Source organism: Flavobacterium sp. W22_SRS_FP1 (genome assembly GCF_052113685.1).
Lineage (GTDB): Bacteria > Bacteroidota > Bacteroidia > Flavobacteriales > Flavobacteriaceae > Flavobacterium.
This window is the reverse complement of record NZ_JBGQOE010000010.1, coordinates 96,619-120,459: the sequence shown is the minus strand read 5'-3', so window position 1 is coordinate 120,459 and position 23,841 is coordinate 96,619. Positions and strand designations below refer to the sequence as shown.

Genomic DNA, 23,841 nt, shown 5'->3' with positions numbered 1-23,841 from the left:
AAGCAAAGATATTTACTTATTTTGTATGTTTGTAAAACTTAAAATGTTAAAGTCCGATTATTAGGGGGTTAGACCATTGAGAAGCTTTGTTTTACTACTGAATATACAAATTTGGCCATAAGACAGGAACTTATTTTATGAGCTTTACAACTACCAATTGATTTAGGACTAGACATGTTTATGGGCAATAGCGAGTTATTTGACCTCTAACAATCAAAAAAGCCCCTTCCGCTATTGGCGAAAGGAGCTTTTTGTGTTATTATGGAAATTCTATATTATCTATTAATCAATTTCGCTTTTTCCCTCATGATATCGCTAATTCTTCGGTTTTCGATTTTACTTTCGAGCCAGGAAATAATATCTAGATAAAGAAAAGCCCTTTTCTCATATGTGTTTTTTTCCAATTCGATAAATCGTTCTCTCATTTTTATAAATTCCTTTTTAATATCTCCCGGATACAAAGTGTTCAGATTTTTTAAAAACCGAATGATTTCTTTTTGTACTTCCTGTAAATCATTCATTTTCAACAAAAATTTATAAGTACTTTTCAATTGACTTTCTAAATTAAAATCTTTACCCATTTCGTAATGAACTATTAAATAAAGAAGGCGTGCAAAACACATTAAATCTTCACGCATAATGAGATTCTTATTATTTATTATTTTTTCCAAATAATAAATACATTCCGCATACTTCTCAGTTCCAAAATAAATACACGCAATTTTATAATAAAACATCATCTCATGATGCTCATCAAGATGCTCACTATGTATTTTTATTTTCTCTAAAATATCAGGAATCAAGTATTCACTTTCGTCAAAAGAACCTTCGAGAATATGATAATTTAATTTATTATTATACAAATAAAGGAATGACAAAGAAGCAATGTTGTCATTTACTGGAAAGCGAGGGTCTTTTATCGTTTCCTCAAGCAATAATAAGTATTTTTTGAAATTTGATTTGTATTTTAACATGAATAATGATTCCAATAAATAGTGATTCCCTTTTATGAAAAACACCGGGTTTTGAAAAATCATATTTGGATTGTCATAAAAAAGTGTCACCCATTTATAAGCATATTTGTAACTAGCTAAAAAATCCTGTACTAAAAAACTACGCCATAAATTAGCATTGTAAAACCAATATTTTTCACGAAAACCAAATTTATCTTCATCAAATTTAGAAATGTGTTTGTTGAAATAGTTATCTATATACGCGTACTCCTCGTCGCCTTTAACATAGCCTGTTTTGAGCATCATGCCATATAGCTGTAAGGACAAATTAGACAACTTGCTAGAAATAGTATTGCGATAATTCAATTCCTTGGCCTGTATGACCAATTCGTCAGCACGCCCTTGAATACTTCGAGTAATATATTGTGATTCGATTAATTTCTCAAATTCAACAATTTCAAATGCCATATACTTTTCGTCATTATCTAGAGCCAGTATTTTTGTTTTATCTAAAATTTTAAGGCTTTGCTTATATAGCCCCTTATTATACAAAATAGTGGCAAAATCCATTTGTTCTCTTAATTGATATCGAATGTTTTGACTCGGAATATTCAAGCGAATACTTACTAAAATCTGCTTGTACAAATAGGACTTTAGATTCGATAACTGTACTTTTTTGATGATGCCACTTTTCAAAATAGGTTTCTCATCATAGACTTCAGATTTATCTAAAATATTGAATAATTCGATAAATTTTGTATTTGAACTTGTCTCAAGTCGACTTGCAAAGATCTTAAACTGCCTTTTTTCGGATTTTGAGAGTGATTTTATTAATACAAACAAGAAATCTTTTTGATGGTTAGCCATTGTATAATATAGATGATTAATTATATGTAAATCAGCACTTAACAAAGTTTTTTGTCCCTTTATAAACAGTATATTTCATTAATTTGAATTTTATTTTATTACAATGAAATATAACTTTGTTATTAAGACGTGAAATTACATTAAATAAATGAAAATGAATAGAGAGAAAGTTCAAATTTTTGACACCACTTTAAGAGATGGAGAACAGGTCCCAGGATGTAAATTAGATACCAAACAAAAACTAGTAATAGCAAATCGACTAGATGAAATGGGAGTTGATATTATTGAAGCGGGGTTTCCAGTTTCTAGCCCAGGTGACTTTTTATCTGTTTCTGAAATAAGTAAAATTGTAAATAATGCCACTGTTTGCGGACTAACAAGAGCAGTAAAAAATGATATTGATGTTGCCGCAGCCGCTCTGAAACACGCTAAGAAACCTCGTATCCACACGGGAATTGGTACTTCAGATTCACATATAATTTATAAACTCAACACAACTAGAGAAGACATAATTGTAAGAGCTAAGTTTGCTGTTTCTTATGCTAAAAGTTTTGTTGAAGATGTGGAGTTTTACGCTGAAGATGCCGGTAGAACTGAAAATGATTTTCTTGCAAGAGTTTGTGAGGAAGCTATTAAATCAGGGGCAACAGTTTTGAATATCCCCGATACTACGGGGTATTGCTTACCAGAGGAATATGGCGCTAAAATTAAATATTTAAAAGAAAACGTAAAAGGAATTGAAAATGTGATTCTTTCATGTCATTGTCACAATGATTTAGGAATGGCAACTGCAAATTCTATTTCAGGTGCTGTAAATGGTGCGAGACAAATAGAATGTACCATAAATGGAATAGGTGAAAGAGCTGGAAATACAGCTCTTGAAGAAGTAGTAATGATCTTTAAGCAACACCCTTATCTAAATTTATACACAGATATTGACACTAAACAATTAAACGAAATGAGTCGTTTGGTTTCTGAAAGTATGGGAATGGTCGTACAACCCAATAAAGCTATTGTGGGTGCCAATGCTTTTGCTCACAGTTCAGGGATTCATCAGGACGGTGTAATAAAAAACAGAGCTACTTACGAAATCATGGACCCTCTAGATGTAGGTGTCAACGAATCTTTAATAGTTCTTACGGCCAGAAGCGGTAGAGCTGCTTTAGCATATAGAGCGAAAAAAGTAGGTTATGAACTTACAAAAGTACAATTAGATATAGTTTACTTAGAGTTTTTAAAATTTGCAGACATCAAAAAAGAAGTCATGGACGATGATATTCATCAAATAATTGAAGTTTGTAAAATAGAGTGTGATTTAGTAAGAAGTTAGATTTCCTAATACATATAATAGCCATGAATTTAAAAATAGCAGTACTAGCAGGAGACGGAATTGGTCCAGAGGTAATTTTGCAAGCAAAAAAAGCGCTTGGCGCCATTGCACTAGTATTTGGTCATGAATTCACTTTTGAAGATGCTTTAATTGGAGCAGTTGCTATAGAAAGAACAGGAAAGCCTTTACCGGATCAAACTTTAAATTTGTGTAAAAATACCGATTCAATTTTGTTTGGTGCTATTGGTGATCCAATCTATGATAATGATCCGGAGTCTAAAATTCGTCCAGAACAAGGCCTGCTTAAACTTAGAAAAGAATTGGGTTTGTATGCTAATATTAGACCTATAAAAGCATATCCAAAGTTAATGGATGCCTCACCTATAAAAAAAGAAATACTGCAAGGTACTGACTTTGTAATTTATAGAGAATTGAATGGAGGTATGTATTTTGGTAAAAAACATATAAACGAAGAAGGAACTTATGCTTCTGATCTTTGCGAATATAGCGAAGAGGAAATTTCCAAAATAACACATTTGGCTTTCAAAGCCGCACAAAAGAGACGTAAAAAAGTGACATTGGTTGATAAGGCAAATGTATTAGAAACGTCTCGTTTATGGAGAAAAGTAGTTCGGAAAATTGCTGAGGAATATCCAGAAGTAACTTTAGAGTTTTTATATGTAGACAATGCAGCAATGCAACTAATATTGAACCCTAGACAATTTGATATTTTACTAACAGATAATCTTTTTGGTGATATACTATCAGACGAAGCTAGTGTTATTGCAGGTTCTAAAGGGTTGATGGCATCGGCATCTATAGGTGAAAAACATTCTCTTTTTGAGCCCATCCACGGAAGTTATAATGAAGTGAAAGATAAAAACTGTGCAAATCCGATTGCTTCAATTTTGTCAGCAGGAATGTTATTAGAACATTTCGGTCTGATAAAGGAAGCAGTAACAGTTTTTCAAGCAGTTGAAAAAGCTATAATTAATCACATAGTTACAATAGATTTAAAAGTAGATTCTAAGTTTGGAACAAATGAAGTAGGTGATTATATAGCAAACTATATATTAGAGAAAGGTGATTTATATTTTAAAATGGATAATGTCAATTTAGGACAATCGACTATTGTTTAACCTTTGCTGAAGATTAAATTTTAAAAAAAAATACTTAGACAAATAGATACATAATGGAATTAAACAAATACAGTAAGACTATAACGCAAGATGAAACACAACCTGCTGCTCAAGCGATGTTGTACGGAATAGGTTTGACAGAAGAAGATTTAAAAAAGGCGCAGGTAGGAATTGTTTCGATGGGGTATGAAGGAAATACCTGTAATATGCATTTAAATGATTTGGCCAAAGATGTCAAGGCAGGAGTATGGAAGGAGGATTTAGTAGGTTTAATTTTCAATACCATTGGTGTAAGTGATGGTATATCAAACGGTACTGACGGAATGCGCTTTTCTTTGGTTTCTAGAGACGTAATAGCAGATTCTATCGAAACTGTAATGGGTGCTCAATGGTACGATGGTTTAATTGCTATTCCGGGTTGTGATAAAAACATGCCAGGTTCGGTAATTGCTATGGGGAGAGTGAATCGCCCTGCTATTATGGTTTATGGAGGTTCTATTCATTCTGGTAAATGGAAAGGGGAATCATTAAATATAGTATCTGCATTTGAAGCATTAGGAAAAAAATTCAGTAATACGATTGCTCCTGAAGATTTTAAAGGCGTGATTCAAAATGCATGTCCAGGAGCCGGTGCATGTGGCGGAATGTATACTGCTAATACAATGTCTTCAGCTATTGAAGCTTTAGGGATGAGCTTACCTTACAGCTCATCAAATCCAGCACTCAGTGCAGAGAAAAAACAAGAATGTGTTGATGCTGGAAAAGCAATTAGAATCTTGTTAGAAAAAGATATTAAGCCAAGAGATATCATGACACGAAAAGCATTTGAAAATGCGATTACTATGGTAGCTGTTTTAGGTGGTTCAACAAATGCAGTTATGCACTTAATTGCTATGGCACATTCAGTTGATATCGAAATTACACTTAAAGATTTTCAAGATATCAGTGACAAAACTCCATTGCTTGCCGATTTGAAACCAAGTGGTAAATATTTAATGGAAGATCTACATGAAGCTGGAGGAGTTCCTGCGGTAATGAAATATTTATTGAAAGAAGGATTATTGCATGGAGACTGTTTAACGGTAACTGGGAAAACATTAGCTGAAAATTTAGCTTCTGTTCCTAGTTTAAATGACGGTCAGGAAGTAATACACGAAATTCAAAAAGCATTAAAAGCGACGGGAAATATACAGATTCTTTATGGAAATCTTGCAGAAGAAGGATGTGTTGCCAAAATTAGTGGTAATGAAGGAGAGTATTTTGAAGGAGATGCTATTGTTTTTGAAAATGAATATGATGTAATAACTGGAGTTCGTAACGGTGAAGTGAAACCAGGTAATGTAGTCGTCATCAGGTATTGTGGACCGAAAGGTGGACCAGGAATGCCTGAAATGCTTAAGCCAACTTCAGCCATCATGGGTGCAGGTTTAGGTAAGAGTGTAGCTTTAATTACGGATGGTAGATTTTCTGGGGGTTCACACGGTTTTGTTGTAGGACATGTTACACCAGAAGCTTTTGACGGCGGCGGAATCGCTCTTGTTAAAAATGGGGATATTATCACCATTGATGCAGTAAAAAACACCATCAATCTGAAAATTTCTGATGAAGAGTTTGCAACAAGAAAAGCAAATTGGGTTCAACCCGAATCAAATATTAAAAAAGGAGTTTTACTAAAGTATATCAGATCAGTTTCAAGTGCTTCCACAGGATGTGTAACTGATAAATAATTTATAAAAGAAAAGGGTGAATGTTAAAAGGTGTTTTACATCTCTTTTCACCCGCTTAAAACAACATATATAATCAATGGAAACAAATAAAATATCTGGTGCAGAAGCTATTATTAGATGCTTACTAGAGGAAGGCGTGAATTTGGTTTATGGCTATCCTGGTGGAGCTATAATGCCTGTTTATGATGAATTATATAAATTTAAAGATCAATTGCAGCATGTATTAGTTCGCCATGAACAGGGTGCAACTCATGCCGCTCAAGGATTTGCAAGAGCGACTGGAAAAGTAGGTGTTGCAATTGCGACTTCAGGGCCGGGAGCAACTAACTTAGTAACAGGTATTGCTGATGCACAAATCGATTCAACTCCTATGGTTTGTATCACGGGACAGGTTGGAAAACATTTGTTGGGTTCAGATGCCTTTCAAGAGACAGATATTATTGGGATTTCTACTCCAGTAACCAAATGGAATTACCAGATTACGGAAGCTTCAGAGATTCCGGAAATCATGGCAAAAGCATTTTATATCGCACGATCTGGCCGTCCAGGTCCGGTTTTGATAGACATTACTAAAAATGCACAGTTTGACGAATTGGAGTTTAGCTATAAAAAATGTACAGGAATTAGAAGCTATGTTCCAAAACCAATTTTAAATATTGATAAAGTAAAGGAAGCCGCGGAACTGATTAATAATGCTAAAAAGCCATTTATTATTTATGGTCAGGGAATCATTTTAGGTCAAGCGGAAGCGGAATTAAAGGCTTTTATTGAAAAATCAGGAATTCCGGCTGCTTGGACTATCTTAGGACTTTCGGCTTTGGCTACAGATCACGATTTAAATGTCGGGATGTTAGGAATGCACGGTAATTACGGTCCAAATGTTTTAACTAATGAATGTGATGTCTTGATTGCGCTTGGTATGCGATTTGACGACCGTGTCACGGGTAATTTAGCTACTTATGCTAAACAAGCCAAGGTGATTCACTTCGATATTGATCCGGCAGAAATAGACAAAAACGTTAAAACAACAGTAGCTGTTTTAGCAGATGTTAAAGAATCTTTAACAGCTTTGCTTCCGCTTATCGAAAGTAAAAACCATGATTCTTGGCACAATAAATTCAAAGAACTTTATGAAATTGAATTAGAAACTGTTATTAATGATGAGTTAAAACCTAAGAAAGAAGGTATTTCTATGGGAGAAACGATTGAAATGATTAACAAACATTCAAAAGGAGATGCTATTATGGTTTCGGATGTGGGACAACACCAAATGTTTACTTGCCGCTACTCTAAATTTAATGCTACCAAAAGTAGTGTTACTTCTGGAGGTTTGGGAACAATGGGGTTTGCATTACCTGCTGCTATAGGGGCTAAAATGGGAATGCCCGACAGAGAAGTGGTCGCAGTTATTGGTGATGGTGGATTCCAAATGACAATTCAAGAACTGGGAACTATTTTTCAAACAAAAGTTCCTGTAAAAATTGTAGTGCTGAATAATGAGTTCCTAGGAATGGTAAGACAATGGCAACAATTGTTTTTTGATAAAAGATATGCATCAACTGAGATGACCAACCCAAATTTCTGTGCTATTGCAGAAGGTTATTATATAAAAGCTAGAAAAGTAACAAGAAGAGAAGATTTAGATGCTGCTGTCGCAGAAATGATGGCTTCAAAAGAATCCTATTTCCTGGAGGTTATGGTAGAAAAAGAAAACAATGTATTCCCAATGATTCCTACAGGAGCCTCAGTTTCTGACATCAGATTAAGTTAATATTATGGAAAATCAAACATTCACTATTTCTGTTTATTCAGAAAACAACGTTGGCTTACTAAATAGAATATCAGGTATATTCTTAAAACGTCACATCAACATACTAAGTTTAAATGTTTCAGAATCAGAAATCGAAAACGTTTCAAGATTTATTATTGTAGTGCATACTACTGAAAAATGGGTGCAAAATATTGTAGGTCAAATTGGGAAGCAAATTGAAGTTATAAAAGCATTTTATCATGTAGATGATGAGACTATTTTCTTGGAAAATGCTTTATTTAAAATAGAATCAAGTTTACTATTTGACGAAAAACAAATCCAGAATATCATAAAAGAAAGCAACTCGGAAATAGTTACTGTTTCTAGAGATTTTTTTGTGATTTCCAAATCCGGTAGACGTTCAGAAATTGAGGCATTATATGAAAAATTAAAACCTTTTGGAATCATGCAGTTTGTGCGTTCCGGAAGAATTTCCATTTCTAAAGAAAAAATGGAAATTTCAGCATTATTAGAAGAATTAAAAAATAAACAAATATAACACGATGGCAAATTATTTTAACTCATTACCACTTAGATTACAATTAGAACAATTAGGAGTTTGTGAATTTATGGATCAGGCGGAATTCTCAGACGGTATAACAGCTTTAAAAGGAAAGAAAGTGGTTATAGTAGGCTGTGGAGCGCAAGGTTTAAACCAAGGTTTAAACATGAGAGATTCAGGACTGGATATTTCTTATGCATTACGTGCTGAGGCAATTACTCAAAAAAGAGCTTCTTACATGAATGCTTCCGATAATGGTTTCAAAGTAGGTACGTATGAAGAATTAATTCCAACGGCTGATCTTGTATGTAACCTTACGCCAGACAAACAACATACAGCTGTTGTAACGGCGATTATGCCATTGATGAAAAACGGATCAACTTTAGCTTATTCTCACGGTTTCAATATTGTGGAAGAAGGAATGCAAATTCGAAAAGACATTACCGTTATTATGTGTGCTCCAAAATGTCCTGGATCAGAAGTTCGAGAAGAATATAAAAGAGGTTTTGGTGTGCCAACACTAATCGCTGTACACCCTGAAAATGATCCGAATGGAGAAGGTTTTGAGCAAGCAAAAGCTTATGCAGTTGCAACTGGAGGTCACAAAGCAGGAGTTTTAAACTCTTCATTTGTAGCCGAAGTGAAATCTGATTTGATGGGAGAGCAAACTATTCTTTGCGGTATGTTGCAAACTGGATCTATTTTATGTTTTGACAAAATGGTTGAAAAAGGAATAGAGCCTACTTATGCTTCAAAATTGATTCAATACGGATGGGAAACAGTTACCGAGGCCTTAAAGCATGGCGGAATAACTAATATGATGGATCGACTTTCAAACCCTTCAAAAGTAGAAGCTTTTAGATTAGCGGAAGAATTAAAAGATATTATGCGTCCATTGTTTCAAAAACATATGGATGATATTATTTCAGGAGAGTTTTCAAAAAACATGATGATTGACTGGGAAAATGACGATATCAACTTGTTAACTTGGAGAGCAGCCACAGCGGAGACTAATTTTGAAAAAACGGCTGCCACTACAGCTGAAGTTTCTGAGCAAGAATATTTCGACAATGGTGTTTTAATGATTGCAATGGTAAAAGCGGGAGTAGAGTTGGCTTTTGAAACTATGACGCAAACAGGAATAATCGAAGAGTCAGCGTATTACGAATCATTGCATGAATTACCTTTGATTGCTAATACCGTAGCAAGAAAAAAACTATATGAAATGAACCGAATTATATCGGATACAGCAGAATATGGTTGTTATTTATTTGACCATGCCTGCAAACCATTATTAACTGATTTTATGAAAAACATTGACACTAATGTGATAGGGAAGCCTTTTTCTGCAACAAATAGCGTTGACAACTCAGTTCTGATTAGAGTTAATAAAAGCATTCGTCAACATCCGATAGAAGAGATCGGACAGTGGTTGAGAGAATCTATGACTGCAATGAAGAAAATTGGATAGTTTAAATTGGGAATTACCACACATGAGGGTGTGTTTATATTGGCGCTTTATTATTTGTTTCTACTATTTTGGATTAGTAAACAACATATTAACTTAGATAATTAATATAGCTGCCTAATACTTTCACTTAACTGGAAGCGAGCTCGAAAGTTAAGTGAAGTAGTTCCTCTTTAAAAAAAAAACCATTACGTTTTAGCCTAACTAACTAACTAACTAACTGATAAAAAATGAAACAAATCGATTTTATTTTTAAAGAGCTTTTTTAAATCATTTAAATGTTTAGTTTTTTCAAACAGCTGTGTTTTTTATAGTTTTATTGATTATTGTAATTATTCTTAATTTTAAAAGACGTTGGAGTTTATCTTCTGCGTCTTTTTATTTTTGTGATTATTCAGAAATTAAGCCAAGAATATCAAATACTCACAAATAGATAAGGTTTTGTGAAAATTGTTTAATTTTTCATATCTATTTATAAAATAAAAACCTTGAAGAATCAGCAGAGATTTAATACATTTATAAAAAAAATCGAATGAGTTACTACAAGATAGATAATCTAGAGCAATACTTCAAACATTATAACAAATCTGTTCGTGAACCCCGTAAATTTTGGGGTAAAATTGCTGAAGAGAATTTTACTTGGTATCAACAGTGGGATCAAGTTATCGATTTTAATATGGCCGACGCTGACATAAAATGGTTTACGGAAGCAAAAGTAAATATCGCAAAAAATTGTATCGATAGGCATTTAAATAAAAGAGGGGAAAAGACAGCTATCATTTTTGAGCCTAACGACCCAACTGAAAAAGCCTTGCATATCTCATATAATCAGTTGCATCAACGAGTTTGTAAAATGGCCAATGTTTTACGTGAGCAAGGGATAGAAAAAGGAGATCGGGTTTGTATTTATTTACCTATGATTCCGGAACTTGCTATAGCAATGTTAGCTTGTGCCAGAATTGGTGCGATCCACTCCGTAGTTTTTGCAGGGTTTTCTGCCTCAGCAGTAGCAACGAGAATTAACGATAGTGATTGTAAAATGGTTATTACCTCCGATGGTGGTTACCGCGGAAATAAAACCATAGATTTAAAAGCAATAATTGATGAAGCATTGGAAAAATGTCCTTCAGTAAGCTCTGTTTTAGTTGTAAAAAGAACCAACACCTCAATAAATATGAAGTCAGGTAGGGATATTTGGCTGCAACCATTATTAGATGAAGCTTCAGATAACAGCGTAGCCGAAATAATGGATTCAGAAGATCCTTTGTTTATTCTTTATACTTCTGGTTCCACCGGAAAACCTAAGGGTATGGTGCATACAACTGCTGGATATATGGTTTATACAGCTTATACATTTAAAAACGTGTTTAATTATGAAGAAAATGACGTTTTTTGGTGTACCGCTGATATTGGTTGGATAACAGGTCACTCTTATATTTTATATGGTCCATTGTTGAATGGAGCTACGACAGTTATTTTTGAAGGTGTACCTTCTTATCCAGATTACAGTCGTTTTTGGGAAATCATTGAGAAACACAAAGTGAGCCAATTCTATACTGCTCCAACTGCGATTCGTGCTTTGGCTAAAGAAAATTTAGAATATGTTCAAAAACACCATTTAAAAACCTTAAAAGTTATCGGTTCCGTAGGTGAACCTATAAATGAAGAGGCTTGGCACTGGTATAATGACAATGTGGGTGCAAAAAAATGCCCTATAGTAGATACCTGGTGGCAAACCGAAACAGGAGGAATCATGATTTCGCCGGTAGCATTTATTACACCTACAAAACCAACTTATGCTACGCTGCCGTTGCCAGGAATTCAACCTGTTTTAATGAACGAAAAGGGTATTGAAATTGAAAGAAATCAAGAAGTGGGTAGTTTGTGTATTAAATTCCCATGGCCAGGAATTGCAAGAACAATTTGGGGAGATCACCAAAGATATAAAGACACCTATTTTTCAGCTTTTCCCGGAAAATACTTCTCCGGAGACGGGGCTTTACGAGATGAAGTGGGCTATTACAGAATAACAGGTCGTGTAGATGATGTTGTGATTGTATCAGGACATAATTTAGGCACTGCTCCAATTGAAGATGCTATAAATGAACACCCGGCGGTTGCAGAAAGTGCTATCGTAGGATTTCCTCATGATATAAAAGGAAATGCCCTTTACGGTTATGTTATTTTGAAAGAAACAGGTGAGATTAGAAATAAAGAAAACCTCTTTAAAGAGATAAATCAGCACATTTCAGATCACGTTGGGCCTATAGCCAAATTAGATAAAATTCAATACGTGTCCGGTTTACCAAAAACACGTTCTGGTAAGATTATGCGTCGCATTCTTAGAAAAATTGCCGAAGGGGACTTTTCAAACTTTGGAGATACTTCAACTTTACTAAATCCGGAGATTATTGAAGAAATAATAGCAGGAAAACATTAATCTAACATTTTATATAAAAGGACTGTAGATCGATCTTTTTACAAAACATTATATTTTATTTATAAACCCTTTCCAAATTTAAATTTGGAAAGGGTTTTTTAGTTTACGACTATCCCTCAGTAAATAACAATAAGCTTCGCAATAACATAAACAGAAATAGATAAATACTTAGGATGTTAATGTAAACATAATAAAGATATAGTTGACGACTGCTTTGAATAGGAAGGTTATATTTGTGAATAAAGTTAAATTTCCTATGATTCAGATTGAAAAAAAATACAACATCGCGCTTTGGTTAGATAAATGGTTTATTGAAGATTTTGGTTTAGATACCACGCTGGCATTGTATTTAAAACTTTTAGCACTTATTTTAGGCTTATTTGCAATTTGCGCTCTGTCTTGGTACCTGACAAAAATAGTCATTGTCAGTTTTGTACATAAGATTTTTTTAAAGACCAAAGTAGTTTGGGATGATGTCTTAGTAGAAAAAAAGATTTTTGAAAAAATGGCATATTTGATACCTGCTTTTATAATTGTTTTAGCAGCTCCATACGTATTTGGAGATTTTCCGAAAGTAATTAAATTTGCAATTATTCTATCGAACATCTTTATAATTACTGTGATAATACGTTCCACTATCACTTTATTATCAGCCTTTGATAAAATTCTATCCAACACAGTAATTTTGCAAGACAAACCAATCACCACTTATGTTCAAGTTCTTAAAATTGGAGTCTATTTTATTGGAGGTATTCTAGTACTATCTTTAATTTTAGGGAAAAGTCCTTTCTATTTTTTAGGTGCAATGGGGGCTATGACCGCTATATTGCTTTTAATTTTCAAAGACACTATTCTGGGTTTTGTAGCTAGTATCCAAATGTCCGTTTATGATATGGTTCGGGTAGGAGATTGGATTTCGATGCCAAAATATGATGCGGATGGAGATGTTATGTCGATCAATTTAAACACAGTAAAAGTTCAGAATTGGGATAAAACAATAACTACAATACCTACTTATGCCTTTATTACAGATTCATTCAAGAACTGGCGTGGTATGAGCGACTCTGGTGGAAGACGAATTAATAGAGCTATAAATTTAAAGATGAGTAGTTTTAAGTTTTGTGATGAGAAAATGCTTTCACAATTGAAAAAGTACAAACTAATCGAAGATTTCATAATTGAAAAAGAAAACGATGTACATAAATTTAATTCGAAAATAATTGATGATAAGATAGACTCTGTAAACAATAGAAGGATAACAAACATAGGCGTTTTTAGAATTTATGCAGAAAAATATATCTCGGCTCATCCTAACATCAACGAGAATATGACATTGATGGTTCGTCAGTTAGAATCAACGTCTAAAGGCTTGCCATTAGAAGTTTATTGCTTTACATATGAAAGGAAATGGGTAAAATATGAAAGCGTTGTTTCAAATATCTTCGATCATTTATTTACAATTATTTCCGATTTTGGGCTAGAAGTTTTTGAAGAACCCACTGGAGATGACTTTCGGAATCTCGGTAGGTAATTCAGATTTATGCCGTTTAAACTGGCTGATAAGTCGATCTTTTTGGTTGTAAAAAATAATAGATCGGTTAGTTTGTTTTTTTAGCATTTGTTATAACGGTGTTTTCAAACAAATCCATAAATTTACTTCCATATGAAAGATAAAGCAGTGATAATTATTGGCGGCGGCTTAGCTGGATTAACCTCGGCTATACATTTATCTAAATTAGGGCTTCAGGTGACAGTTATTGAAAAGAATAGTTATCCAAAACATAAAGTGTGCGGTGAATATATCTCTAATGAAGTGTTGCCGTATTTTAGTTGGTTAGATTTAAAAATTTCTGAGTTGCAACCAACGGCCATCAACAAATTAGAGTTCTCAACAGTAAACGGAAAAGTAATCAATAGCGAGTTGCCACTAGGAGGTTTCGGTGTTAGTCGCTATGCCTTGGATCTCTTTTTATATGAAGAGGCCATTGCTAATGGCTGCTTAATGATACAAGATACCGTAGAAAATATAGTTTTTAAGGAGAACCGATTTACGATAACCACTTCGAATAAGACGGTGCTCGAATCCGAGATTGTCATAGGGGCTTTTGGGAAGCGCTCGAATGTAGATCAAAAACTAAACAGAGACTTTATTCAAAAAAAATCATCGTGGCTTGCCGTTAAAGCTCATTATTCTGGCAAATTCCCGAATGATTTGGTGGGCCTGCATAATTTTAAAGGTGGATACTGTGGAGTATCAAAGGTCGAAAACAACAAAATAAACATTTGTTATTTGGCGGATTACGATACGTTTAAACAATATAAAAACATAGAGGAATATCAAGATAAAGTAGTTTCACAAAATCCGAAAATGAAAGCTATATTCGATAACTCCAAATTACTTTTTGACAAACCAATAACGATCAGCCAAATTTCTTTCAGCAAAAAAGAAGCCGTAGAAAATCATATCCTGATGATAGGAGATACAGCCGGATTAATTCATCCTTTGTGTGGTAATGGAATGGCAATGGCTATTCACAGCGCTAAAATTGTTTCTGAATTGATTGTGGGCTATTTCAATGGCGAAATTAAGTCTAGAGATGTGTTAGAAAAAAGATATTTTAAGGAATGGGAGATGAATTTTAGTAAAAGATTAAAAACAGGAAGGTTATTATCTAAATTACTTCAAAAACAAAGTCTATCCTATGTGTTATTGCGTATATTAGTAAGATTTCCTTTTCTTTTGCCTATTGTCATTAGGAAAACTCATGGTAAACCCATTTTAAACTAATATTGAATGTCTTTAAATACCAAATACAGAACGGATAAACCCGAAATCATGGATGATTTTGCCATGGAAGGTGAAGTTTTACGGGAGGCTTTGGATAAAATAGCCAAAATAAATCAGCTTTTGGGAGGAAACAAACTAACCTTACTCGGAGTAAAATCATTGATAACTACGATTCCTAAAACAGCTGTAATAACAATTGTTGACATAGGTTGCGGTAATGGCGATATGCTGAGAAATCTTGCCGATTATGGACTGAAAAACAATCTAAATTTTAATTTAATTGGAATAGATGCAAATAATTTCACGATTAATCATGCCGCGAAATTGTCAAAAAACTACCCAAATATAACCTACCGTTGCGAAGATATATTTGATAAACCTTTTAGTGAAATAAAATATGATATAGCACTATGCACATTGACTTTACATCATTTCAAGGAGAACGAAATTCTTGATATAATGAATGTTTTTTACAATAACGCATCACTGGGAGTTGTTATTAATGACTTGCAAAGAAGTAGTCTCGCGTATCGATTATTCCAGTCGCTATGTCTTGTTTTCAAATTGAACGCCATGTCCAGAGAGGATGGCTTAATCTCGATTTTAAGAGGTTTCAAAAAGAAGGAATTAATCGATTTTTCAGAAAAATTAAATTTTAATAACTATACCATTACATGGAAATGGGCTTTCCGCTACCAATGGATAATTTCAAAAATATGAGTGTAAAAATACATACCGTTACAAAGCAACTGCCCAAATACTCCAGAACAACAGAGGAAATCATTCCGTTTTTAGATGCTTGGCTAACTGGACAGGAAGAACGTTTCATTAGAAAAGTAAAAAAAATATTTGAAGGGGCAGCAGTAGATAAGCGCTATTCCATTATGGACCCAATCGAAGTTTTTACAAAAACATCATTCGAGGAAAGAAATGACATTTATGTTCGCGAGGTCATTGATCTAGGTGAGAAGGTCCTTGAAAAGGCATTGGTGAAATCCAAATGGAAACCAGAAGATTTAGATTATATTATCACCGTAAGTTGTACCGGAATCATGATTCCTTCACTAGATGCGTATTTGATTAATAAATTGAAATTGCGCCAGGATATCGTACGTCTCCCTGTTACGGAAATGGGATGTGCAGCCGGCATTTCAGGTATAATATATGCCAAAAATTTCTTGCAGGCAAATCCAGGTAAGCGTGCCGCGGTAATTGCGGTCGAAAGTCCTACAGCAACCTTTCAACTTGACGATTTCTCCATGTCCAACATTGTAAGTGCTGCCATTTTTGGAGACGGAGCTGCTTGTGTGCTACTTTCGTCGCATGAAGATGACGAGGGGCCAGAAGTACTAGCAGAAGAAATGTATCATTTTTATGATAATGAACATATGATGGGTTTTAAACTTACAAATTCAGGTTTGCAAATGATTTTGGACATTGAGGTTCCAGAGACAATCGCGTCCCATTTTCCAGCAATTATTCACCCCTTTTTAGAGAAAAATGATTTGACAATTGAAAATATTGACCATTTGATATTTCATCCTGGTGGAAAAAAAATCGTTCAGACAGTTGAAAGTTTGTTCTCAGATTTAGGCAAAAATATTGATCACACAAAAGAAGTGCTACGTTTGTATGGAAACATGTCCAGTGCAACTGTTTTATATGTCTTGGAGCGTTTTATGGACGATTCACCTGCCAAAGGGGAGAAAGCCTTGATGTTGAGTTTCGGACCTGGATTTTCGGCACAAAGAGTTTTGTTGCAGTTTTAGAAGCTAAAAACCAAGAAGTACGATAATGACACATCAGGAAATCATCTCGAAATTACCGTATTCCAAACCCTTTTTATTCGTTGACGACTTAATGGAAGTTGACGAGAACGGGGTTGTGGGTAGTTATACTTTCGATGAAAACTTAGATTTTTACAAAGGACATTTCAAAGAGGATCCAGTGACACCGGGGGTTATTTTAACGGAAGTGATGGCTCAAATCGGGCTGGTATGCTTGGGGATATTTTTGTTAGATGATACATTTAATAAAAATACCACAATTGCCTTAACATCAACGTCTATTGAATTTATAAAAGCTGTTTTTCCAAATGAAAAAGTGAGTGTTACTTCAGAGAAAATATACTTTAGATTTGGCAAGCTTAAATGTAAAGTAAAAATGACAAATGTAAGTGGAGAAGTAGTTTGTATGGGAGAAATTGCAGGAATGATTATTTAATTAAAACAGAAAAAGTCAGAACTGGTTTTTTACGGTTCTTCAGATTTAAAAATAGCAAATAAATGAATAGGAGAGTGGTCATCACCGGATTAGGCGTTGTTGCTCCAAATGGAGTGGGGCTCGATGCATTTACTGCAGCGATAAAAAAAGGAGTTTCTGGAATTAAAAAAGATCCAGAATTAGAAAGATTGAAGTTTTCGTGCCAAATTTCGGGAAAACCAGAAGTTTCAGTAGAGCACTCCTTAAAATATTTTACTGAGTTAGAACTTCGAAATTTTAATTCCTCGGGTATTTTATACGGCGTAGTTGCAGCTATGGATGCATGGAAAGATGCAGGATTGTCTATCGCGGTAAATGATGAACCCGATTGGGATAGCGGAACTATCTTTGGAACAGGTACTTCGGGAATTGATAAGTTCCGCGAAAGTATCTATAAAATAGATGATTTTCAAACACGAAGGTTGGGAAGTACCGCCGTGGCTCAGACAATGAACAGTGGTGTGAGTGCCTACATAGGTGGAAAATTGGGTTTGGGAAATCAAGTCACCACCAACTCTTCTGCCTGTACAACGGGCGCAGAAAGTATTTTAATGGCATACGACCGAATAAAATCAGGACAAGCTAAGCGTATCTTGGCAGGAAGTACTAGCGATAGCGGACCCTATATTTGGGGAGGATTTGATGCTATGAGGGTCTGTACTTTTAAACATAATGAAACACCTGAAAAAGCTTCGAGACCAATGAGTACAAGTGCTTCTGGTTTTGTTCCTGGAAGTGGAGCAGGTGCTTTAGTATTAGAAGATCTAGAAACGGCTTTAGCTCGTGGAGCGCGAATTTATGCGGAAGTATTGGGTGGGAATGTCAATTCAGGAGGACAGCGTGGTCTTGGAAGTATGACGGCGCCAAATCCCGTAGCGGTTCAAAAATGTATCAAAAGTGCTTTAGAGAATGCAGGAATAGTAGCCGAGGCCATCGATGCTATTAATGGACATCTAACAGCTACTTCAAAAGACAGTTTGGAAATTCAGAACTGGAGCGAAGCCCTGGGGCGAAAAGGCCTTGATTTTCCATACATAAACTCATTAAAATCCATGGTAGGTCATTGCCTATCAGGTGCCGGAAGTATCGAAAGTGTCGCTTCGGTACTGCAATTACATCAAGGATTTATATTTCCCAATATCAATTGTGAGGATTTACATCCCGAGATTACGAGTATAATTGATAAGTCTAGAATACCACAACAATTAATTGAAAAAGAATTGACTATCATTGCAAAAGCCAGTTTTGGTTTTGGCGATGTTAATGGCTGTGTTATTCTAAAAAAAAATCCCATTTAAATTTTAAAAAATGAACAAAGAAGAGACATTAGAGCAGTTAAAGGAAATAATCAAGCCCTACACGAACAACCAAGAGGCTTTTGATAATTTTACAGCTGATACAGACTTTATTGCTGATTTAAATATTAATTCAGCCAATTTAGTAGATATAATTTTAGATGTGGAAGACGCTTTTAAAATTCATATCGACAATGAATCGATGGAAAAAATGCTTGATGTAAAATCAACCTTGGAAATTATTGAAGCTAAGCTATCTGAAAAGTGATTGGGAACGATATCGTAGATTTGGCTTTAGCTAGGAAACAAAGCAATTGGAAACGAACAGGTTTCTTAGAGAAAATTTTCACTGCCAAAGAACAATTGCTGATTGCAAATGCTGTGAACCCGGAAATTATGGTTTGGAATCTATGGAGTAGGAAAGAAGCTGCGTATAAAATTTACAATAGGCAAACTGGAATTCGGGCATATATACCCATACAATTAGAATGTTTTTATGAGAATGAGTATTCGGGCTCTGTTCATTGTAGAGGGAATATTTATTACACCAAAACAGAAATTTCAAAAGCTAAAATAGCGACCGTTGCTGTAATCCGAAAATCTGATTTTAAAGAAATAATAGTTGTAAAGCCCACGGCTATAATCCGCAAAAAAAATGGTGTGCCTTATTTATTGGATGCTAACAATTTAGCAAAGCCAATTTCCATAAGCCATCATGGGCGCTTCGTCACTGGGGTTAGCCTGAAATAAAGGGAATGCATTTATTTGATACCCAATCTTGACTTTAATTTCAAGAATAACAAAGCAGCTTTATAAGCATCTTCCGAAGCGGTATTCCTGTTACTTTTAGGAATTTTATAAATTTCTGATAATTGATCCAACGAGAATTTTGTATCTGTTATATCATGTAGTTTTTGATGCATAATATCAATATCCAGAGCTTCATTTCTAAGTCGGCCACATCCCTGTCTTTCTAGAGCGGCATTAATCATTTCGACGTGATCATCTATATGGTGCCCAACAATTACTGCGTTTCCAATAAATTCAACCAATGCAATAATGCCATCGATTTCCCCCATTTTTTTCATTTTGCTTTCAATAATAAATGCATTTGAAAGCTTATTTTGATGAAGAAATTTATACTGCAATAAAACAACCTCAAAACTATCACTAATAAGGATGCTATCATCCACCACAGCAAAGGCTCCTATAGAGAAGATGACATCGCTAGAATATTTTAAACCAGAAGCTTCCGTAGACAAAATGACATAGCGCGTCGATTTTTTATTGAATTCTGAAAGATAGGTTTTCCAGAATTCAGGAAACTCTTTATTGATATGTTTTAGCCAGTCTAGCATAACTATGAAAATTGAGTCAGTTGAAATTTGTTTTTTATTAATTCCTCCAATTCTTTCATTGGTAAAAGTGCGTTTTTTAGTTTTTCCTTATCAATTTTTGATAATTCTTCTAAATTTATGTAATGACCTGAGTTTTCGTTTTTGAGTCCCTCTAAGGTACTAAATTTTGATAAAATCAAGAAGGCCTCGGCGCAGTTCAAATAAACTTCGGAGTGTTTAGGATCCGAAATAGCTAATTGCTTAAATCGAACATAGGTATTATTTATGCCTTTTAGATCAAAATACAGAGTGAATAAGCGGGCCCCATCAACAAGTGGCAGAATGGCACGGGTCTTAATATCAAACATGTTTTTATAAGGACCTTCTTCCTCTACATTAAAATTTTTGAAAAAACTTAAAGGCGAATTTTTTCTTAAAGCATCGTTACCTAAATAATCAAAGAATAAGCTATTGTTTTTTGAAGTTATAAAAACAATTTTGCTAATCGCATCTTCCAGTTTTTGGTCCCCAAAGACAAGCTCATAATCAAAGAAAATACTACTTATATTATTATTCTTTTCTCCTGGTGCAGTCATCCAGCTATCATATTGTTTTATCCAATCAGTCAATGATTTACACCACATCATATTACTTGCCATATGTCCATTTGGGCATAATTCATAACCTACTTTTTCAAGAGTCAAAGTCGTCATTTTTCCAAGTTTAAGAAAATAATCTTTAACATCCCTATATTTTTCAGCTGCAACATCTTCGAATATTAAAATACTATCTTGGTCCGTAAGCAATAGCTGTTCTTTTCTTCCTTGGCTACCAATGCTTAACCAAGCAAACCGAGCAGGAGCTGAGCCTAATTCTAAAATTGATAGTTCTATTGCACGCTTTAATAAGGCAAAATTGATTTCACTTGTGAGATTAGTAATATGCGTAAGAGGAATGTTTTTTTGAATAGAAGTCTGAATGAGGCCTGTTAATCGTATTCTAATTTGTTTGAGTTCATTTGCACTTTGGGAACGTTTAATTTCCTTTATTAAAACTCCAGGATTACTGGCTTGGGCGATTATCAAATCATGTTCAGAAATCACTCCTTTGATAACACTAGCATTTGTTCCGTCTAATGTTACACATAAATGAGTCACATTATTTTTCAACATTAAAAGTTGAGCTTCCGCCAATGAAACATTTTCCAACACCGTTATCACCGGAGATGACATGATTCTATCGACAGAAACCGTTATAGGGAATCTCCCTGTAGCAATTTTAGAAGACATGTCAGTATAAGTTACAATACCAACTGGAATATTATTTTCACATACAATAGTGCTGTTAATTCGTGTTTCAGCCATCAATTGCGCTACATCTTTTACAATGCCGCTGATTGCCGTTGTTAATGGAGCTGTATTATAAGATAAGGTTTGGAAAAATTGCATTTCAGATTGTTGGTCAGTGTAGAATACCGAATCAGAAATTAAATTTCCACGCGAACTTTCATTGTCGTTAGAATCTGGGGTATTAGTAGCAAAGTTCTCCAACAGGAAGTTTAAAACATTCATATTACTGGCCAAAAAAGGTCGAAAAACAGAGATAGGAATGGCATAAACGATGCTTTCTTCCCGAGCTTTTGCTGTCATTCTGTAATTGTTTTTCGCAAAAAACGGCCGTAACCCAAAAATGGCACCTTCATGACATTTGTTTAAAATGGTTTCTTCGGCGTCAGCAATGACAGACAAATCGATAACTCCTGAAGCAACAACATAAAAACTATCGTGAACGATATCATTTATCTGGAAAAGAGTTTTATGTTTTTGTAAATTAACCACACGAATATTGCCTGCAATTTCAGATAACTCTTGAACTGTCAGTTGGTCAAATGGTGAGTATTCTTTTAAAAACTCCGCAATATTCTCTGCAATAGAATTCATGTTGTTGTAATATTATATTTCCGTAAAAATAATAAAATAAATAATTACAATGAAATCAAACCTGGTGTAAAAACATCAAATTAGTAAGAAATTCATTTTCGGTAGTATTTGGAAAGAGCTTATTCAAGTATAGAGTAGCACCGATATAATTTCAGGAATAGATAAGATTTTTAATTTTCGTGCTCTTATAGTCAATCAGGAGATCTACGCATATTCTATTTTACATAATATAAATTATAGTTCAAAACATTATATCATATTTTTAGAGCCAGTCAGCCATTTGATCGCTATATTTCAATAATCCGCCTATATTTGTAAAAAACTGTAATTTTTAAATTTATGACTTCTTCATTAAACGTTTATGGAAAACCTTTAGAAAACTGTTCCTGTGATCCAATGACTGGATATTTCCGTGATGGTCTTTGTAATACGATATCAGCAGATTTTGGAACTCATGTTGTTTGCGCAATTGTGACAGCGGAGTTTTTAGAATATTCATTAAAAAACGGAAATGATTTAATCACTCCAAAACCAAACTGGGATTTTCCAGGACTAAAAGCTGGTGATAAATGGTGTTTATGTGTTTCTCGCTGGAGCGAAGCTGAAAAAGCCAATGTCGCTCCAAAAATAGATTTAAATGCAACACATCAATTAACACTAGAATATGTATCACTAGAATTATTACAACAGTATTCTATTTAAAACGCTCAGCAATTAGCTTAGCAACAGATTCTCCACTTGTCATAGCCGCGTTTAAAGAGCCATTAAGCTGTGTATCTCCCGCTAGATAAATACTTTCTGAAAATTTAAACTCAGCTTCGGATCCATTATATTCAACATGTTCTAAATCTGGTAAAGCTTTTTTAATAATGTAACGCTTTATGAAGCGCTTAGTAATAATGCCGCAGTTGTTTTTCAACTCCGTTTCAACTTTGTTTATTAAGTCGGTTTCTTCTAAATCATGATGCTTAACAATGGTTACTGACAGTACATGTGCTTTGGATGTATTATTATTAGCAATACTTGTTGTAAAAAAAATATTATTTATTAAAGCATCATTATCAGCTACTAAACCTATAATTGGTTTTTTTAAGCTATCCTGTTCTATTTCAAAATAAAGATTATCACAGGCTTTCCAGCTAATGGGTTTTTCTAAACCTATTAGCTTACTAGGATCAGTCGCAATTATAATAATATCAGATGTAGTAATGGAGCCGTCTTCTAAAACAATACGCCCCTCCTCTACTGTTTTTACTTTAGTATTGAATCTAAATACAGTTTTAGTTAGTTGTGATTTTAACTGGTTAGGAATAGCTTGAATACCCTCTTTTGGGATAACTGCTAAACCTTCTCCAAACATTTTATACGTAAACTCAAACATAGCACTTGAAGTTCGTAAATCAGTTTCTAAAAAGATACCAGAAAAAAAAGGTTTGAAAAAATTTTGGATAATACGATCTGAAAAACCTTTCGCTTTTAAGTATTGAAGTGTACTTACTTGTTCAGAATCAAAAATAGCTTCTAGAGATTTGTTTTTGAGCGATAAATTCAACTTAAAAATGGCTAGTTTGTCTTTTATCGAACCCACATCAGCAACAAGCGTTGGCAACAACAATGAAAAATCCCTGAGCGGGTCACCGATTAAGGTCGTTTTACCGTTTTTATAAATTACGGCGCCCGGTATTAATTTTTGAAGTTCTAAAGTCTTGTAATTTAGATATTTCTTTGCTTGTGGGTATGCTTCTAATAGGACCTGAAATCCATGATCTAATTGAAGTCCGTCAACAATATCTGTTTTAACACGGCCACCAACACGATCACTAGCTTCAATAATTGTAGGATTAAATCCTAACTTTTCTAGTTCTATAGCGGTTATTAATCCGCTAATTCCTGCCCCAATTATTGTAATTTTCTTATTTGTGTTCATGTTTATTACCTTCAGTGCAAAGCAAAGATACAAATATCATTAATTGTTTTTAGTAC

20 protein-coding genes are annotated in these 23,841 nt (G+C 34.3%); 16 read left to right on the top strand and 4 right to left on the bottom strand.

The window, feature by feature from the left end; all coding sequences use genetic code 11:
- Positions 1–275: 275 nt before the first annotated feature.
- Positions 276–1,820, bottom strand: a complete 1,545-nt coding sequence (locus ACEN2H_RS08040) for a hypothetical protein (RefSeq protein ID WP_441731809.1) — start codon at positions 1,818–1,820, stop codon at positions 276–278.
- A 154-nt stretch (positions 1,821–1,974) separates the two neighbouring features.
- Here ACEN2H_RS08040 and ACEN2H_RS08035 point away from each other — a divergent pair, with 154 nt between their 5' ends.
- From ACEN2H_RS08035 to ACEN2H_RS07965, 15 genes are all read left to right on the top strand, one after another.
- The gene (locus ACEN2H_RS08035; RefSeq protein WP_441731808.1) at positions 1,975–3,150 is read left to right on the top strand and encodes a 2-isopropylmalate synthase; all 1,176 of its coding nucleotides are present in this window, start codon (positions 1,975–1,977) and stop codon (positions 3,148–3,150) included.
- Positions 3,151–3,173: 23 nt separating this feature from the next.
- Positions 3,174–4,289 carry a 3-isopropylmalate dehydrogenase gene (gene leuB / locus ACEN2H_RS08030; protein ID WP_441731807.1) on the top strand — a complete coding sequence of 372 codons (1,116 nt, stop codon included), beginning with the start codon at positions 3,174–3,176 and terminating at the stop codon, positions 4,287–4,289.
- 53 nt (positions 4,290–4,342) lie between these two features.
- Positions 4,343–6,016: a dihydroxy-acid dehydratase gene (ilvD, locus tag ACEN2H_RS08025; protein ID WP_441731806.1), complete on the top strand. Its 1,674-nt coding sequence runs from the start codon at positions 4,343–4,345 to the stop codon at positions 6,014–6,016.
- A gap of 76 nt (positions 6,017–6,092) precedes the next feature.
- Positions 6,093–7,787 (top strand): biosynthetic-type acetolactate synthase large subunit, encoded by a 1,695-nt coding sequence (gene ilvB / locus ACEN2H_RS08020; protein ID WP_441731805.1) that lies wholly within the window; start codon positions 6,093–6,095, stop codon positions 7,785–7,787.
- 4 nt (positions 7,788–7,791) lie between these two features.
- The gene (ilvN, locus tag ACEN2H_RS08015; protein WP_441731804.1) at positions 7,792–8,325 is read left to right on the top strand and encodes an acetolactate synthase small subunit; all 534 of its coding nucleotides are present in this window, start codon (positions 7,792–7,794) and stop codon (positions 8,323–8,325) included.
- A 4-nt stretch (positions 8,326–8,329) separates the two neighbouring features.
- Positions 8,330–9,799, top strand: a complete 1,470-nt coding sequence (gene ilvC, locus ACEN2H_RS08010; protein ID WP_441731803.1) for a ketol-acid reductoisomerase — start codon at positions 8,330–8,332, stop codon at positions 9,797–9,799.
- Between the two features lie 529 nt (positions 9,800–10,328).
- Complete coding sequence (acs, locus tag ACEN2H_RS08005; protein ID WP_441731802.1) at positions 10,329–12,236, top strand: acetate--CoA ligase; 1,908 nt, start codon at positions 10,329–10,331, stop codon at positions 12,234–12,236.
- Positions 12,237–12,492: 256 nt separating this feature from the next.
- On the top strand, positions 12,493–13,767 hold the full coding sequence (locus tag ACEN2H_RS08000; protein ID WP_441731801.1) for a mechanosensitive ion channel family protein: 1,275 nt from the start codon (positions 12,493–12,495) through the stop codon (positions 13,765–13,767).
- 132 nt (positions 13,768–13,899) lie between these two features.
- A complete protein-coding gene (locus ACEN2H_RS07995; protein WP_441731800.1) occupies positions 13,900–15,024 on the top strand; it encodes an NAD(P)/FAD-dependent oxidoreductase in 1,125 nt (374 codons plus the stop codon).
- A 6-nt stretch (positions 15,025–15,030) separates the two neighbouring features.
- On the top strand, positions 15,031–15,744 hold the full coding sequence (locus ACEN2H_RS07990) for a methyltransferase domain-containing protein (RefSeq protein WP_441731799.1): 714 nt from the start codon (positions 15,031–15,033) through the stop codon (positions 15,742–15,744).
- Positions 15,741–16,793, top strand: a complete 1,053-nt coding sequence (locus tag ACEN2H_RS07985; protein WP_441731798.1) for a type III polyketide synthase — start codon at positions 15,741–15,743, stop codon at positions 16,791–16,793. The genes ACEN2H_RS07990 and ACEN2H_RS07985 overlap by 4 nt, the downstream gene beginning before the upstream one ends.
- A gap of 25 nt (positions 16,794–16,818) precedes the next feature.
- Positions 16,819–17,247 (top strand): 3-hydroxyacyl-ACP dehydratase FabZ family protein, encoded by a 429-nt coding sequence (locus ACEN2H_RS07980; protein ID WP_441731797.1) that lies wholly within the window; start codon positions 16,819–16,821, stop codon positions 17,245–17,247.
- A 62-nt stretch (positions 17,248–17,309) separates the two neighbouring features.
- Positions 17,310–18,584, top strand: a complete 1,275-nt coding sequence (locus ACEN2H_RS07975; RefSeq protein ID WP_441731796.1) for a beta-ketoacyl-[acyl-carrier-protein] synthase family protein — start codon at positions 17,310–17,312, stop codon at positions 18,582–18,584.
- A gap of 10 nt (positions 18,585–18,594) precedes the next feature.
- Positions 18,595–18,849 (top strand): acyl carrier protein, encoded by a 255-nt coding sequence (locus ACEN2H_RS07970; RefSeq protein WP_441731795.1) that lies wholly within the window; start codon positions 18,595–18,597, stop codon positions 18,847–18,849.
- Positions 18,846–19,331: a 4'-phosphopantetheinyl transferase family protein gene (locus ACEN2H_RS07965; protein ID WP_441731794.1), complete on the top strand. Its 486-nt coding sequence runs from the start codon at positions 18,846–18,848 to the stop codon at positions 19,329–19,331. Before ACEN2H_RS07970 ends, ACEN2H_RS07965 begins: the two co-directional genes overlap by 4 nt.
- 11 nt (positions 19,332–19,342) lie before the next feature.
- On the opposite strand, the gene ACEN2H_RS07960 is transcribed toward ACEN2H_RS07965, so the two are convergent.
- Together ACEN2H_RS07960 and ACEN2H_RS07955 are read right to left on the bottom strand one after the other, a co-directional pair.
- Positions 19,343–19,939 (bottom strand): 3'-5' exonuclease, encoded by a 597-nt coding sequence (locus tag ACEN2H_RS07960; protein ID WP_441731793.1) that lies wholly within the window; start codon positions 19,937–19,939, stop codon positions 19,343–19,345.
- A gap of 2 nt (positions 19,940–19,941) precedes the next feature.
- Positions 19,942–21,858, bottom strand: a complete 1,917-nt coding sequence (locus ACEN2H_RS07955) for a DUF294 nucleotidyltransferase-like domain-containing protein (RefSeq protein WP_441731792.1) — start codon at positions 21,856–21,858, stop codon at positions 19,942–19,944.
- A 339-nt stretch (positions 21,859–22,197) separates the two neighbouring features.
- Between ACEN2H_RS07955 and ACEN2H_RS07950 the strand changes: the two genes are divergently transcribed.
- Positions 22,198–22,560, top strand: a complete 363-nt coding sequence (locus ACEN2H_RS07950) for a DUF2237 family protein (RefSeq protein WP_441731791.1) — start codon at positions 22,198–22,200, stop codon at positions 22,558–22,560.
- Here ACEN2H_RS07950 and ACEN2H_RS07945 read toward each other — a convergent pair.
- Complete coding sequence (locus ACEN2H_RS07945; protein WP_441731790.1) at positions 22,553–23,785, bottom strand: FAD-dependent oxidoreductase; 1,233 nt, start codon at positions 23,783–23,785, stop codon at positions 22,553–22,555. The genes ACEN2H_RS07950 and ACEN2H_RS07945 overlap by 8 nt on opposite strands.
- Positions 23,786–23,841: the final 56 nt, after the last annotated feature.